This is a genomic window from Pseudomonas sp. LW8 (genome assembly GCF_041956865.1).
GTDB classification, from domain to species: Bacteria; Pseudomonadota; Gammaproteobacteria; order Pseudomonadales; family Pseudomonadaceae; genus Aquipseudomonas; species Aquipseudomonas siliginis.
In genome coordinates, this window is sequence record NZ_CP168138.1 from 5,064,042 (window position 1) to 5,078,237 (window position 14,196).

Here is a 14,196-nt window from a genome sequence, read left to right on the forward strand (position 1 = left end):
GCGAATAGGCCCTCAAAGGTTCCACAAAACCCCGCCCCTTCACTGTTTCATTGAGCTGAGTCAAAACACCGTATCAGACGGCTTCGTACCCTAGGACATCGAATTTTTATGTCCTTTCGGAGCCCCCATGAACAAGTCCTTGCTCAGCGCCTCGCTGTTTGCCCTCGCGCTCGCAGCCCCGCTAGCCCACGCCCACGAAGCCGGTGACATCCTTGTGCGCGCCGGTGCGATCACCGTCAACCCGAAGGCCGACAGTTCCAGCGTCAAGGTCGATCAGGGTCCGCTGAGCGGCACTGATCTGGGCGGCAAGGCGACCATGAGCAGCGACACCCAACTGGGTCTGAACTTCGCCTACATGCTCACCAACAACATCGGTATCGAGCTGCTGGCAGCCACGCCGTTCGAGCATGACGTCAAGCTCAAGGGCACCGCCCTGCCCGCCGCCAACGGCAAGCTCGGCACCCTGAAACACCTGCCGCCGACCCTCAGCGTCGTCTACTACCCGCTGGATTCGAAATCGGCTTTCCAGCCGTATGTCGGCGGTGGCATCAACTACACCTGGATCTACGACGAACACGTCGGCAGCGAAGCCAGCGCCAACGGCTTCAGCAACTTCAAGGCTAAAAACTCCTGGGGCCTGGCCTGGCAGGTCGGTGCCGACTACATGATCACCGACAACATCATGCTCAACGCCCAGGTGCGCTATATCGATATCGATACCCGCGCGACCGTCGAGAACAACGCCGTCGCACCGGGCACCCGTGCACGGGTGAATGTGGATGTCGATCCGTTCATCTACATGGTCGGTTTGGGCTATAAGTTCTAAGTCGATTTTTTACTGAACGTTCACGTGGTGGTGAATGAGGCTTGGTGGCGGGCAGGCACAGACCTGACGACGACCGTACGCAGTCGATCGGGGAATAACATTCCCTCGCCACAGGAATAGCGATATTCCGGCCGTGAAAAAGGCGCCTGTTGCAGGGCGCCTTTTTCATTTGGTGCTGAGTCATGTGGGGCGTTGGAGGCCCGGGCCCCTCACCCCAGCCCTCTCCCGGGGGAGAGGGAGCCGATTTGTGTGTTGTTCAAAACCTGAGTTCGACTGGGTATCGCAAGTCGGCGTACTTCTCACAAACACCTCAGTCAGTTCCCTCTCCCCCTGGGAGAGGGCTAGGGTGAGGGGCTTCTCAGGAGCGCCCGAGCAAGCGCGCCAAGCCCACACTCATCGGCGTCTGCGGCGGCATTTCGAAGCGCTGCAGCAAGCGTCGGTTATCCGCTCGCGAATGGCGGATATCACCCGAACGCGCCGGCCCGTAACTCACGGGCGGCAGTTCACCGACCACTGATTTCAACGCTTCGAGCATCTGCTTCAGGCTCATCGCCTGATTCCAGCCAACATTGACCGCGCCCTCCTGCACTTCAGGCTTTTCCAGCGCCTGCACCAGCAAATCGACCAGATCACCGACATAAAGAAAATCGCGGGTCTGCTCGCCATCGCCAAATACGGTGATCGGCAAACCTTTCGACGCACGTTCGCTGAAGATGCTGATCACCCCGGAATACGGCGAGGACGGATCCTGGCGGGGGCCGAAGATGTTGAAGAAGCGGAAAATCGCCGGCTCCAGGCCATGCTGGCGACGGTAGAAATCGAAGTATTGCTCACCGGCCAGTTTGTCCGAGGCGTAGGGTGTCAGCGGCGCTTTTGGCGTGTCTTCATCAATCGACTCGCCCTCGCCATTGTTGCCGTACACCGCCGCGCTGGAGGCATACACCACGCGCTTGACCCCGGCCAGACGCATGGCTTCGCAGACATTCAGGGTGCCGATGAAATTGCTCTGGTGGGTTTTCACCGGATCGTCCACCGAGGCCTGCACCGAGGCCACGGCCGCCAGATGCGCGACAGCGTCGCAGCCTTGCATGGCGCGGGCGACCAAAGCGGCATCGGCGACATCGCCGACCACCAGTTCGACCTTGGAATTGTCCAGCGGCAGGTTGCTGCGCTTGCCGGTCGACAGATCGTCAAGCACGCGTACCGCATAGCCCTTGGCGAGCAAGGCATCGGTCAGGTGCGAGCCGATGAATCCGGCTCCGCCAGTGATTAGAACCGTTGCTTCAGCCATGTCGGTAGAACCTGTCCAATAGACCCGGGAGTGCAGCACGCCAGGCGCGCGGTTTGATCCCGAAAGTGTGGAGAATTTTCTTGCAGGCCAGCACTGCATGTTGCGGCTCTTCGGCGGCGTCCGGGCGCGCGGCATGTGCCTGCGCAGTCGGTGCTTCGATCGCCAGCGGATGCAGGCTGCGTGCTTCGGTGAGAATCGCCTGGCCCAGCGCCAGCGGGGTGGTCGCTTCGTGGCCGGCGTAATGGTAAGTGCCCCACAGCGGCGCGGCGCAGTCGAGTTGCTTGAGCACGGAGATGATCACTCGCGCGGCGTCATCGACCGGAGTCGGATTGCCGCGACGATCATCGGCCAGCAACAACTCTTCGGGTTGTTCCGCACGGGCGAGGAAGCGTCCGAGGGTGCCGTCCGGGCTGTCGTCGAGCAGCCAGCCGAAACGCAGCAGCACATGTTGCGGGCAGGTCGCGCGCACACTTTGCTCGATGCGCCACAAGGCCTGACCGCGCAGGCCCAGCGGCACCGGTTCGTCTTTTTCGCTGTAGGCCGTGGCCCGCGAGCCGTCGAACACGCGATAGCTCGACGGCTGCACGAGGACAATGTTGTGGTGCTGGCACAGTTCGGCCAGACGCTCGATGGCGCGTTCCTGGCCAGTCATGCGGCTTTCGCTGACGCTCTCGGCCTGGAACCAGTCGAAATAGTAGGCGAGATTGATCAACGCATCGGGACGGGTGTCGTCGAGCAATTGGGTGAGGCTCGCGGCATCCCAGCCGTTTTCGGGCGGGCGGGGGGCGAGGAAACCGATGTCTTCTTCCGCACCGAGGCGAATCAGCGCCTGCCCAAGGGCATTTCCGCCGCCCAGTAACATAAGGCGCATTCGCATAGAGTCAGCAGGCCCAGTCTGATTGGAACGATGGCTTTAGCGACGGTTCTCGTGGAACAGTCGTCGATAATTGCCGGAATCGTTGCATTTTGCGGGTTTAGTGCGCAACCGTCATCCGTAAAGTGTAGATGCGCGGATTTGTATTGAGGCAACCGGCCTCATCGCTGGCAAGCCAGCTCCCACAGTTTTGTGCCAGGCATGAATCCTGTGGGAGTTGGCTTGCCGACGATGAGGGCCTGACTGTCGCTGAAGATCCCCAGCGGTACTTGCATCTTCCCGCCCCCGCCCGCATAACTTCAGTCATGAATCTGCCCCTCCCCGCCAACAGCGCGCTGGCCGGCTTTCACCCCGCCGTCAGCGCCTGGTTCAACAAGACTTTCCCGGCGGTCACCGCCGCTCAGGCCCGTGCGTGGCCGTTGATTCGCCAGCGCCGTTCGACGCTGATCGCTGCGCCCACCGGTTCGGGCAAGACCCTGACCGCGTTCCTCGCCGTGCTCGATGAGCTTGTGCACCGAGGGCTGGAGCATCCTGACGGTCTGCCCGCCGAAACCCTGGTGGTCTATGTCTCGCCGTTGAAGGCACTGTCCAACGACATTCAGATCAACCTGCAGAACCCGCTCGCTGGCATTACCGCGCATTTGCGCGAAATGGGCCTGCCGGAGCTGACCATCACCACCGCCGTGCGCACGGGCGACACGCCACAGAAAGACCGCGCCGCCATGCGCAAGACCGCGCCGCACATTCTCGTGACCACCCCGGAATCGCTGTACGTGCTGCTTGGCTCGGAATCCGGGCGCAAGATGCTCGGCACCACGCGCACGGTGATCATTGACGAAATCCACGCCATGGCCGCGGGCAAGCGCGGCAGTCATCTGTCCTTGAGCCTTGAACGGCTGCAAGCGTTGTGCGCCGAACCGCTGACCCGCATCGGCCTGTCCGCGACGCAGAAACCGGTAGAAGCCGTGGCGCGGTTTCTGGTCGGTCACGATTGCCCCTGCGAAATCGTCGACATTGGCCACGCCCGCCCACGAGACCTGGGTATCGAAGTGCCGCCGGTGCCGTTGTCGGCAGTGATGGCCAACGATGTCTGGGAACTGGTGTACGAGCGCCTCGCAGAACTCGCTCGCGAGCACCGCACCACGCTGATTTTCGTCAACACCCGACGCCTTGCCGAGCGCCTCAGCCGGCATCTGAGCGAGCGCCTCGGCAAGCAGGCCGTGGCGGCGCACCACGGCAGCCTGGCCAAAGAGTTTCGCCTCGATGCGGAACAGCGCCTCAAATGCGGCGAGCTGCAAGTGCTGATCGCCACTGCATCACTGGAGCTGGGCATCGATATCGGTGAAGTCGATCTGGTCTGCCAGATCAGTTCACCGCGTTCGATTGCTGCGTTTCTGCAACGAGTCGGTCGCTCCGGACACCAGGTCGGCGGCACGCCCAAGGGGCGTTTGTTCGCCACCACCCGCGACGACCTGATCGAGTGCGCCGCCCTGCTCGACTGCGTGCGCCGGGGCGAGCTGGATACGCTGCACATTCCGGAAAAACCGCTGGACGTGCTGGCGCAGCAGATCATTGCCGAGGTCAGTTGCCAGGAATGGTCGGAGGACGCGTTGCTGGCGATGTTCCGCCGAGCCTGGCCCTATCGCGACCTCGACGAAAAACACTATCAGGCCCTGCTGAGCATGCTCGCCGAGGGTTACAACGGCCGTCAGGGCATCCGCAGCGCCTACCTGCACCGCGACGCCGTCAGCCGCACATTACGTGGCCGGCGTGGCGCGCAACTGACCGCCGTGACCAGTGGCGGCACCATCCCGGACAACGCCGACTACAGCGTATTGCTAGAACCCCAGGGCTTGAACATCGGCAGCGTCAACGAAGATTTCGCCGTGGAAAGTATCGCCGGCGATGTGTTCCAGCTCGGCAATACCTCGTATCGCATTCTGCGGGTAGAGAGCGGCAAGGTGCGGGTCGAGGATGCGCAGGGCATGCCGCCGACCATTCCGTTCTGGCTCGGCGAAGCGCCGGGGCGCAGTGATGAACTGTCGGCGGCCGTCGCGCGCCTGCAAGCGCAGTTGGACGAATTGCTCAGCGCCAGCCCCGGCAATCTGCAACCGGCGCTCGACTGGCTGACCGCCACACTCGGCCTCAACCTCGCCAGCGCCGAGCAACTGGTCGAATATCTGGCGCGCGCGCGGCAAACCCTCGGCGCCCTGCCCTCGCAGGACACGCTGTTGATGGAGCGGTTTTTCGACGAGTCCGGCGGCACCCAACTGATCATTCACACGCCGTTCGGCAGCCGCATCAACCGCGCCTGGGGCCTGGCCTTGCGCAAGCGTTTCTGCCGCACCTTCAACTTCGAGTTGCAGGCCGCCGCCAGCGAAGACGCGATCGTGCTGTCGCTGTCCACCAGCCACAGCTTCGAGCTCGACGAAGTCTGGCGTTACCTGCACAGCAACAGCGCTGAACACACGCTCATTCAAGCAGTGCTTGATGCGCCATTGTTCGGCGTGCGCTGGCGCTGGAATGCCGGGGTGGCGCTGGCGTTGCCGCGTTTTACCGGCGGGCGCAAAGTCGCTCCGCAACTGCAACGGATGAAAAGCGAAGACCTCATCGCCAGCGTGTTTCCCGACCAGATCGCCTGCCTGGAAAACCTCGCCGGCGAGCGCGAAGTCCCCGAACATCCGTTGGTGGAACAGACCCTCGACGATTGCCTGCACGAAGCTATGGACAGCGAAGGCTGGCTGACCCTGCTGCGGCGCATGGAGCGTGGCGAGGTGCGCCTGATCGCCCGGGATTTACCTGCGCCGTCGCCGCTGGCGGCAGAAATCCTCAGCGCCCGCCCCTACACGTTTCTCGACGACGCGCCGCTTGAGGAACGCCGCACCCAAGCGGTGATCAACCGACGCTGGAGCGATCCGCAGTCGACCGACGACCTCGGCGCGCTGGACGCCGACGCGATCACGGCGGTGCGCGAAGAAGCCTGGCCGTCGCCCAATTCCATGGATGAAATGCACGAAGCGCTGATGAGCCTCGCCTGCATCAGCGATGCCGAAGCCCGCGCCAATGTGGGTTGGCCGGACTGGCTGCAAACGCTGATGGCCAGCGGCCGCGCCTGCCTGTTGCAGATCGACGCCGAGCATCAGTTATGGCTGGCCCGCGAACGCTTGAGTTGCCTGCAAGCACTTTATCCACAGGCGACGTTGGCAAGCGCAGCAGTCGTGCTGCCCGGCTTCGACGACGCATGGGCATTCGATGAGGCGCTGGTCGAAGTGATCCGCGCCCGTCTCGGCGCCTTTGGGCCAATCCCGTTGCCGGCCATCGCCGAGCCGCTCGCCCTGCCCGCCGCGCAAGTGAGTCAGGCCCTCGCCCGACTGGAGCGTGAAGGCTACGTCTTGCGCGGCCAGTTCACGCCGAACAGCGCGATTGAAGAATGGTGCGAACGCCATCTGCTCGCGCGCATCCATCGCTACACGGTCAAGCGCCTGCGCCGGGAAATCGAACCGGTGGCATTGCAGGACTTCATGCGTTTTCTGTTCGACTGGCAGCATCTGACGCCGGCCACCCAAGGTCAGGGCAGTGCGGTGCTGCCGGCGATTGTCGGCCAGTTCGAAGGTTATCCGGCGGCAGCCTCGGCATGGGACAGCGACATCCTGCCGGCACGCCTCAAGGACTATTCGCCGAGCTGGCTGGATGAACTGTGCCGCAACGGCAAACTGGTGTGGACGCGCATCAGTGCACGGCAGAAAGTCAGCGGCTCGGCATTGCGCAGTACACCGATTGTGCTGCTGCCGCGCAGTCAGGTGGGTTTGTGGAGTGCGTTGGCTGAGCAGACGCCAGTGAGCGAGTTATCGCCGAAAACACAGAAAGTCTTTGAGGCGCTGAGTCAGCATGGCGCGCTGTTTTTCGATGAGTTGATTCATGAAGCGCGCCTGCTGCGCAGCGAACTGGAAATCGCCCTGCAGGAACTGGTCGCCGCAGGTTTGGTGAACGCCGACAGCTTCGCCGGCCTGCGCGCGCTGATCACGCCGGCAAGCAAGCGCCAGCAGCGCAGTAGCCGACGCGGGCGCGGCGCGTTTATCGGCGGCATGGACGATGCCGGGCGCTGGGCATTGCTGCGCCGGGGTTCGTCAGCAGATGCCGCCGAGACACTCGAACACGTCGCCATGACCCTGCTGCACCGCTACGGCGTGGTGTTCTGGCGCTTGCTCGAACGCGAAGCGGACTGGCTGCCGAGTTGGCGGGAATTGCTGCGCACCTTTCATCGTCTGGAGGCGCGGGGCGAGATTCGTGGCGGGCGGTTTGTCAGTGGTCTGGCTGGCGAGCAGTTTGCCTTGCCCGAAGCCATTCCCTTGCTGCGCGAAGTACGCCGACGCCCGCAGGACGGCAGCCTGGTGGCGGTGTGTGGGGTTGATCCATTGAATCTCGCCGGGACGTTGTTGCCCGGGGTGAAAGTGCCGGCGCTGGTGAGCAATCGGCTGGTGTATCGCGATGGGGTGCCGGTGGCCGCGGTGATTGCCGGCAAGCAGCAGGTTTGGGTAGAGCTGGATCCGATAGCCATGGGACAACTGCATGCCAAGCTGATCCGGCATTGAGAGTGTTCGCACCGGCGTCTTCGCGAGCAGGCTCGCTCCCACAGTCCAATCCCATTGCCCCTGTGGGAGCGAGCCTGCTCGCGAAAGCGCCGGCCCTGTCTCTACACAAACAGGCGTCAGGTCCGCGACTCCTGCGGCACCTCACCCGCAACCACCGCCCCCTCCTCCTGTCGCTTTGGCAACAGAACCTGCTGTGGATAAGTCTGCGCAAAATGCACATTGGGTGTGTTATCCACAAGCTTCTTCAAGCGCTGGTTGAACGCGCGGCTCACCGCATATTGCCCACCTGACACCGTGCGAAATTGCGCCGTCAACACCACGCCGTTCAAGTCCATTTTGTCCACGCCAAACACATCCAGCGGCCCTTGCAGGTTGTACTTGAGGAACGGGTCTTCGCGGATCGAATCACCGGCCTCGCGAATCAGCTCAATGGCTTTGTCGACATCGGTGTCGTAGGTGAACTGCACCGAGAAAAATGCGAAGGCGAACTGGCGTGATTGGTTGGTCACAGCCTTGATCTGGCCGAACGGCACCGAGTGCACAAAACCCTTGCCGTCCCGCAGGCGCAAGGTGCGGATGGTCAAACCTTCCACGGTGCCGGCGTGGCCGGAATCGAGCACCACCCAGTCGCCGATCGACAGGGTGTCTTCGATGATGATGAACAACCCGGTGATGACGTCCTGCACCAGTTGCTGCGAACCGAAACCGATCGCCAGACCGACCACGCCCGCACCGGCCAGTAGCGGCGCGACGTTGATGCCGAGGTTGGCCATGGTGGTAATCGCGCAGATCACCACGAGGATGATTTTGATCGCGTTGCGCAGCAGCGGCAGGATGGTTTTCACCCGCGTGCTCGGCTGGCGTGCCGCGCGTTTGCTCAGCGGCGGTTTCAGCGCTTCCTGAATCGCCGTGTCGAGCACCACCCACAGCAGCCACGTCACCAGGAAGATCAGGCCGATGCTGCTCAAGGCGTTGCTGATCGCTCGACCGACGGTGCTGCTCTGGGCGAAATCGAGCAACGACACGCCCCAGATCCGCCCGAGAATATCGATGAACACAATCGCCATGACGATGCGCAGCAACGCATGCAACAGGCTGAGAAAGCGTTCCTTGTAGGCACTGCTGCGCTGGATCGCTTCGGCTTTGCGCGACTTGAACAGGTGCTGCAACACCGTGCTGAGAAACACCGTGGCGATCAGCAGCACGGTGGTGAACAAGGCACAGCGCAGGGCTTTCTGATTGTCCTCGCCGATGCCGATCAGGCTGACTGCCGAGACCAGCACCATCAGCACGATCGGCCAATACCACAGCCCGGAAAATATCCGCAGCGACTCCTGCAGCGACGGTTGTTTCAAACGCTGACTGAGCGGGCGATTGCGGATCAGATGCGCCACGGGCCGGCGCAGGCGAAACACCAGCAAACCGAAAATCACCGAGGCGATCAGCCCGGTGAACACGGCGATGCTGCTGGTGATATTGCCGCCCAGTTGCCGGGCGATCTGCGGGCTGGTCAGGGCATCGCTGAGCGCGGCGAGAAAGCCGATGAGGAACAGCGGGCGCGGGCAGTATTCACGGATGATTCGCGCGGCGGCGCGCTTGTGCCCGACGTTGAACATCACCACCACGCACAACAACATCGATGTGGAGAAGATACCGCTGCTGGTGGCATAGGCCAGACACAGCGCCAGCGCACGGCCCACCGAAGCTTGCAGAAAATGGCTGACATACAGCGTCAAAGGCAGGCAGATCAGCGCCGGCACGGTGTACGGCAGCACGTAGCCGAGCAGATCCTGACTGCGCTGGCGGGTGCGCAACCAGCGCCCTTCACGCAGGCGCTTGGCCAACAGACTGCCGAGCACCGTCAATAGGGCAAAACTGCCCAGCCACACTCCCGACAACGTGAGAAAATCCCCGGCCACGCTCCAGCCCGAGCGGTTCGACGGCTGCTTGACCAGCCGATCGACCTCATCCGCCGCGCGGTCAGCGCGCAGCCGCCAGGCATCGACCAGGTGTTCGTTGAGATCGAGTTTTTCCTGCACATCGTCGATGCTCGTACTGATCGCCCCGAGCAGACCGCCCTGCACCAGCGGTTCCGGTTCGGCGGGTTTTTCCGCCGTGTCGGCGGCCGCCGGAACGCCCGGTAGCGCGACGGCTTGCGATGTGTTGACGCCCAAGCACAGCAGCGCTCCCAGCAGAATGGCGATCCTGAAATTGCGCAAAGCTCCGATCTCCCGTGGCTGACCCTGGTAAGGAACTGATCGGTAATTGCGCGGCAAGTTCAAGAGCCCCCTCACCCCAGCCCTCTCCCCCAGGAGAGGGAGCCGACCGAGTTGCATGACCAAAATCATCAACTGCACGTCTTGAGTCGAACTCAAGTCCTGAAGACCATGAAAATCTGCTCCCTTCACAGTCGTACGCGATTTCAGGAGGCATGAAGATCTGCTCCCTTCCCCCTCGCCCCCTTGGGGGAGAGGGTTGGGGTGAGGGGGTAAGCTCTTGATCTTCGCTTCACCCGCGACCGTCCGTAACACCACCGAAACTTTCCCGCCCCCGCCGCAGTCATCACAGAACATCGGCAACACGAGGACTTTCTACGGGAGGATGGGATGGCGACGATTCACATCGGTATTTCAGGCTGGCGCTACGCCCCGTGGCGCGGGGATTTCTACCCGAAGGGACTGGCGCAGAAGCGCGAATTGCAGTTCGCCTCCCGCGCGGTCAACAGCATCGAAATCAATGGATCGTTCTACGCCCTGCAACGCCCTGAACGTTACGCCCAGTGGTACGCCGAAACCCCTGATGACTTCGTGTTCAGCGTGAAGGCGCCGCGCTTCATCACCCACGTGCGCCGTTTGCGCGAAATCGAAAAACCGCTGGCGAATTTCTTTGCCTCGGGCGTGTTGGAGCTGAAGGAAAAACTCGGGCCGATCCTCTGGCAGTTTCCGCCGAACTTCAAGTTCGATGCCGAGCGTTTCGACCAGTTTCTCGCGCAACTGCCCCACGACACCCAAGCCGCAGCCGCCCTCGCCCGCCAGCACGACTCGCATCTGCCCGGCCACGCCAGCATCAAAGCCTGGCGCAAGAAGCCGCTGCGCCACGCCGTGGAAATCCGTCATGAAAGTTTCATCGATCCGGAATTCGTGCGCCTGCTCAAGCGCCATAACACTGCGCTGGTCATTGCCGACACCGCCGGCAAATGGCCGTACCGCGAAGACCTCACCAGCGACTTCGTCTATCTGCGCCTGCACGGCGCCGAAGAGCTCTACGCCAGCGGTTATTCCGAGCAAGCGCTCAAGCGCTGGGCCGAGCGCATCGACGCCTGGCATCACGGTAAACAGCCAGAGGACGCCCACCTGATAGCCCCACGCCTGAAACCCCGCGCGCGCAAATCCCGCGAAGTGTTCTGCTACTTCGACAACGACATCAAAGTCCGCGCGCCCTACGACGCACGCAACCTGTTGCAGCGCTTCGACCTCGATAAAGACCTCGCCACGACTCCCGGGCAAGTTGCCGCAGAAGGAGTTCTGTCATGAGCATTCCCGAACCGGTCGGTTTTACCGACGAAGGCTCCGTAGTTGCGCCCTCGGTGCGCACCTTCACCGTACTGACCGTCAACACCCACAAGGGCTTCACCGCACTGAACCGGCGCTTCATCCTGCCGGAGCTGCGTGAAGCGGTGCGCAGCGTCGCCGCCGACGTGGTGTTTCTGCAGGAAGTCCACGGCACGCACGAGCAGCATCCGAAACGCTACGACAACTGGCCGACGATGCCGCAATACGAATTTCTCGCCGACAGCCTCTGGCCGCAATTCGCCTACGGGCGCAACGCGGTGTATCCGGCGGGCGATCACGGCAATGCGCTGCTGTCGAAATTCCAGATCATCCGCCACGACAACCTCGATGTGTCGATCAGCGGCCATGAGAACCGCGGCCTGTTGCATTGCGTGCTGCGCCTGCCTGGCGACGGCACCGAAGTGCATGCGATCTGCGTGCATCTGGGCCTGCGCGAGAGCCACCGCAACGCGCAACTGGATCTGCTGATGCAACGTCTCGCCGAATTGCCCGCCGACGCTCCGGTGATCGTCGCTGGCGATTTCAACGACTGGCGCCAGCGTGCCGATGCGCAGCTCAAGCCCTGTGGCCTGCGCGAAGTGTTCGCCGAGCAGTACGGCAAACCCGCGCGCAGTTTTCCCGCGCGGCTGCCAGCGCTACGACTCGACCGCATCTACGTACGCAACCTCAAGGCCAGCCGGCCGAAAGTTTTGACCAACCGGCCCTGGTCCCACCTTTCCGACCACGCACCGTTATCGGTGGAGATTGAACTATGAACAGTGCGCCACTGGAAAAATCCGCCGTCGACCCGGTCCCGTTGAACCCGCCGGTGCGCGAGCCCGGCCACGTTGACGTCGAGTATCAATGGCACAGCAATAACCGCGTAGAGCTGCTGGAGAACGGCGAGGAATATTTCCCCCGCGTGTTCGAAGCGATGCGCGCAGCCAAGAGCGAAATCCTGCTGGAGACCTTCATCGTTTTCGAAGACAAGGTCGGCGCCGAGTTGCAGCAAATCCTCATCGAAGCCGCCCAGCGTGGCGTGCGCACCACGGTCAGCCTCGACGGCTTCGGCTGTGGCGAGCTGAGCACCGGCTATCTGTCGGCCTTGAGCGATGCCGGCGTGCATCTGCAAATCTTCGATCCGGCGCCCAAGCACCTCGGCATTCGCACCAACTGGTTCCGCCGCTTGCACCGCAAGATCGTGGTGGTCGACGGCTTGATCGCGTTCATCGGCGGGATCAATTTTTCCGGCGATCATCTGGCCGACTTCGGCCCTGAAGCCAAGCAAGATTATTCGGTGGAGATCCAGGGCCCGGTGGTCGCCGATATCCATCACTTCGCCCTGCTGCAAAGCGGTCGTCCCGGGCGCGCGCGGTTCTGGTGGCAGCGCCGGCGCCAGCGTCTGGAGGAAATGGCCTTCACCGACCACGACGGCCAGGTGCGCCTGGTGTTCCGCGATAACGATCAACACAACACCGATATCGAAGACGTGTATTTGCAGGTGCTGCGCAAGGCCAAGCGCCGGGTAATCATCGCCAACGCCTACTTCTTTCCCGGCTACCGTTTGCTGCGCGAAATCCGCAACGCCGCCCGCCGTGGCGTCGAGGTGCGGCTGATCCTGCAGGGCCAGCCGGACATGCTCGTGGCGAAACTGGCGGCGCGCATGACCTACGATTATCTGTTGCGTGCCGGCGTGCAGATTCACGAATACTGCCAACGCCCGCTGCACGGCAAGGTCGCGCTGGTCGACGAAGACTGGAGCACCGTGGGCTCGAGCAATCTCGACCCGCTGAGCCTGTCGCTGAATCTGGAAGCCAACGTGCTGATCCGCGACCGCGCATTCAATCAGCACCTGTACGAACGCCTCGAAGACCTCAGCCAGAACCACTGCAAGTCCATGGACGCCAAGCTGTTGCCGCGCGGGCGCATCTGGCACATGACCGTGGGCTTTCTGGTGTTCCACTTCCTGCGGCACTTCCCGGCCATGGCCGGTTGGCTGCCGGCGCATAAACCGCGTCTGAAGCCTTACCGAGGTGCGCGTCCATGAGTCATTCCGAAGTCCATTCCGATAGCCATTCGACACAAGCGGCGCCGTCGAAATGGAGCCGCTGGAAACGTCCGCTGACCATCCTGTTTTTCCTCGCGCTGATCGTCCTGTTGACGATGTTCGCTACGCGCATCGAATGGGCCGAGGTGCTGGAGACCCTCGCCGATTTCAAGGTGCGCACACTGATCATCGCCGCCAGCCTGACCCTGCTGAGTTTTCTGGTGTACGCCAGTTTCGACCTGATCGGCCGCACTTACATTCGGCAAGACCTGACCTGGAAGCAGATCCTGCCGGTGGGCATCATCAGCTACGCCTTCAATCTCAATCTCAGCGCCTGGGTCGGCGGCATCGCCATGCGCTATCGCCTGTATTCGCGGCTGGGCGTGAGCAAAGGCAACATCGCCAAGATTCTCGGCCTGAGCCTGGCAACCAACTGGTTCGGCTACATGACCATCGCTGGCGTAGTGTTCAGCAGCGGTCTGGTGACGATGCCGCCGGGCTGGAAACTCAGCAGTTCGGCCCTGCAACTGGTTGGTGTGTTACTGCTGCTGGTCAGCGCCGGCTATCTGGCGGCGTGTCAGTTTTCCAAGCGCCGCGAGTGGTCGATACGCGGCGTGGAAATCAACCTGCCGTCGCTGCGCATGGCCGTGCTGCAATTGCTCTTGGGCGCGTTGAACTGGTCGCTGATGGCGGCGGTGATCTTCACTCTGCTGCCGAGCAAACTGGATTATCCGCTGGTGCTTGGCGTGCTGTTGATCAGCGCGATTGCCGGGGTCATCACGCATATTCCGGCGGGACTGGGTGTGCTTGAGGCGGTGTTCGTGGCGTTGCTGCAGCACGAGGCGTCGCGCGGCAGTCTGGTCGCGGGATTGCTGGCGTATCGGGCGATTTATTTTCTGCTGCCGCTGTTGATCACGGTGGTGATGTATCTGGTGGTGGAGGCCAAGGCCAAGGCGCTGCGGATCGAGAAGAAACCCACACATTAGAATCAAGATCAAAAGATCGCAGCCTTCGG

9 protein-coding genes are annotated in these 14,196 nt (G+C 62.4%); 6 read left to right on the plus strand and 3 right to left on the minus strand.

Annotation, left to right across the window (positions count from 1 at the left end; genetic code table 11):
• Positions 1–127 precede the first annotated feature (127 nt).
• The gene (locus AB9L16_RS22930) at positions 128–826 is read left to right on the plus strand and encodes an OmpW family protein (RefSeq protein ID WP_150638354.1); all 699 of its coding nucleotides are present in this window, start codon (positions 128–130) and stop codon (positions 824–826) included.
• 358 nt (positions 827–1,184) lie between these two features.
• Here the strand turns inward: AB9L16_RS22930 and AB9L16_RS22935 are convergent, their stop codons facing one another.
• Together AB9L16_RS22935 and AB9L16_RS22940 are read right to left on the minus strand one after the other, a co-directional pair.
• Complete coding sequence (locus AB9L16_RS22935; protein WP_375122755.1) at positions 1,185–2,117, minus strand: NAD-dependent epimerase/dehydratase family protein; 933 nt, start codon at positions 2,115–2,117, stop codon at positions 1,185–1,187.
• Positions 2,110–2,994, minus strand: a complete 885-nt coding sequence (locus AB9L16_RS22940) for a sugar nucleotide-binding protein (RefSeq protein ID WP_130902598.1) — start codon at positions 2,992–2,994, stop codon at positions 2,110–2,112. Before AB9L16_RS22940 ends, AB9L16_RS22935 begins: the two co-directional genes overlap by 8 nt.
• Positions 2,995–3,296: 302 nt before the next feature.
• On the opposite strand from AB9L16_RS22940, the gene AB9L16_RS22945 reads away from it, so the two are divergent.
• Positions 3,297–7,583, plus strand: a complete 4,287-nt coding sequence (locus AB9L16_RS22945; protein WP_375122756.1) for a DEAD/DEAH box helicase — start codon at positions 3,297–3,299, stop codon at positions 7,581–7,583.
• A gap of 116 nt (positions 7,584–7,699) precedes the next feature.
• Here the strand turns inward: AB9L16_RS22945 and AB9L16_RS22950 are convergent, their stop codons facing one another.
• A complete protein-coding gene (locus AB9L16_RS22950) occupies positions 7,700–9,802 on the minus strand; it encodes a mechanosensitive ion channel domain-containing protein (RefSeq protein WP_375122757.1) in 2,103 nt (700 codons plus the stop codon).
• 387 nt (positions 9,803–10,189) lie between these two features.
• Between AB9L16_RS22950 and AB9L16_RS22955 the strand changes: the two genes are divergently transcribed.
• Genes AB9L16_RS22955 through AB9L16_RS22970 form a run of 4 tightly spaced genes read left to right on the plus strand, consistent with a single transcriptional unit; the run spans position 10,190 to position 14,167 of the window.
• Complete coding sequence (locus tag AB9L16_RS22955; protein ID WP_375122758.1) at positions 10,190–11,116, plus strand: DUF72 domain-containing protein; 927 nt, start codon at positions 10,190–10,192, stop codon at positions 11,114–11,116.
• Positions 11,113–11,910: an endonuclease/exonuclease/phosphatase family protein gene (locus AB9L16_RS22960; protein ID WP_056790768.1), complete on the plus strand. Its 798-nt coding sequence runs from the start codon at positions 11,113–11,115 to the stop codon at positions 11,908–11,910. The genes AB9L16_RS22955 and AB9L16_RS22960 overlap by 4 nt, the downstream gene beginning before the upstream one ends.
• Positions 11,907–13,181 carry a cardiolipin synthase ClsB gene (gene clsB, locus AB9L16_RS22965; RefSeq protein ID WP_375122759.1) on the plus strand — a complete coding sequence of 425 codons (1,275 nt, stop codon included), beginning with the start codon at positions 11,907–11,909 and terminating at the stop codon, positions 13,179–13,181. Before AB9L16_RS22960 ends, clsB begins: the two co-directional genes overlap by 4 nt.
• Positions 13,178–14,167 (plus strand): lysylphosphatidylglycerol synthase domain-containing protein, encoded by a 990-nt coding sequence (locus AB9L16_RS22970; protein WP_041477676.1) that lies wholly within the window; start codon positions 13,178–13,180, stop codon positions 14,165–14,167. Before clsB ends, AB9L16_RS22970 begins: the two co-directional genes overlap by 4 nt.
• The last annotated feature ends 29 nt before the right edge of the window (positions 14,168–14,196 follow it).

What these genes read in the sequence shown, in the direction of transcription:
- AB9L16_RS22930 (WP_150638354.1), top strand. Translation starts at nt 128, where the DNA reads ATGAACAAGTCCTTGCTCAGCGCCTCGCTGTTTGCCCTCGCGCTCGCA.
- AB9L16_RS22935 (WP_375122755.1), bottom strand. Translation starts at nt 2,117, where the DNA reads ATGGCTGAAGCAACGGTTCTAATCACTGGCGGAGCCGGATTCATCGGC.
- AB9L16_RS22940 (WP_130902598.1), bottom strand. Translation starts at nt 2,994, where the DNA reads ATGCGAATGCGCCTTATGTTACTGGGCGGCGGAAATGCCCTTGGGCAG.
- AB9L16_RS22945 (WP_375122756.1), top strand. Translation starts at nt 3,297, where the DNA reads ATGAATCTGCCCCTCCCCGCCAACAGCGCGCTGGCCGGCTTTCACCCC.
- AB9L16_RS22955 (WP_375122758.1), top strand. Translation starts at nt 10,190, where the DNA reads ATGGCGACGATTCACATCGGTATTTCAGGCTGGCGCTACGCCCCGTGG.
- AB9L16_RS22960 (WP_056790768.1), top strand. Translation starts at nt 11,113, where the DNA reads ATGAGCATTCCCGAACCGGTCGGTTTTACCGACGAAGGCTCCGTAGTT.
- clsB (WP_375122759.1), top strand. Translation starts at nt 11,907, where the DNA reads ATGAACAGTGCGCCACTGGAAAAATCCGCCGTCGACCCGGTCCCGTTG.
- AB9L16_RS22970 (WP_041477676.1), top strand. Translation starts at nt 13,178, where the DNA reads ATGAGTCATTCCGAAGTCCATTCCGATAGCCATTCGACACAAGCGGCG.